Source organism: Kocuria oxytropis (assembly GCF_040981195.1).
Taxonomy (GTDB): Bacteria; Actinomycetota; Actinomycetes; order Actinomycetales; family Micrococcaceae; genus Kocuria; species Kocuria oxytropis.
Map to the genome: position 1 here is coordinate 1 of NZ_JAVFXA010000074.1, position 697 is coordinate 697.

At 72.5% G+C, this 697-nt stretch carries 1 protein-coding gene; it reads right to left on the reverse strand.

Annotated elements, in window-relative coordinates:
- Nucleotides 1-695 (reverse strand): polyprenol monophosphomannose synthase (locus QYM41_RS17630; RefSeq protein WP_368801071.1); only part of this gene is annotated, 695 nt, incomplete at its 3' end.
- Between the last annotated feature and the right edge of the window lie 2 nt (nt 696-697).

Sequence of the window (697 nt, forward strand, 5' to 3'; positions counted from 1 at the left end):
CCGAAGCGCAGTGCGGCGAGCTGGCGCAGGAAGCGGGTGCCTTCGGTGAACGAGGCCTTGGACTGCCCGGCGAAGCGCTCGCCGAAGACGAAGGGGATCTCCACCACCCGCAGCCGGTGCCGGGCGAGGATCTCCAGCAGGATCTTGAACCCGGTGGGCCGCAGCCGCGCGGGCTGCACGGCGGCGCGGCGGAAGCCGAAGAAGCCGGTCATGGGATCGCTGCAGTGCTGCAGCCGCCGGGGGAACAGGCCCTTGGCCAGGCGGGTGGAGGCCGTGGAGACGAACCGGCGGACACCGCCGGAGAGCCCGTCGGCGCTGCCGCCCTCGCCGCAGTAGCGCGAGGCGACCACGGTGTCGACGTCGTCCTCGCGCAGGTTCGCCAGCAGTTCGGGGATGAGCTCCGGCGGGTGCTGGAGGTCACCGTCCATGACGACGCAGTGCTCGGCGGTGCTGGCGCGGAGTCCTTCGATGACGGCGCCGCTGAGGCCTCCGACGGGGTCGTCGCGGTGGATCATCCGGACCGGGACGGTGCTGCCGGCCGCGGCCGTGCGGATCGCCTCGGGGGTCTCGTCCCGGGAGTCGTCCACGAACAGGATCTCGGCGTGGAGGCCCTGCAGCGCGGCGGCGGTCCTGCGGACCAGCTCGGCGACGTTGGGCGCCTCGTTGAACGTGGGCACGATGACGGTCAGTTCCATGG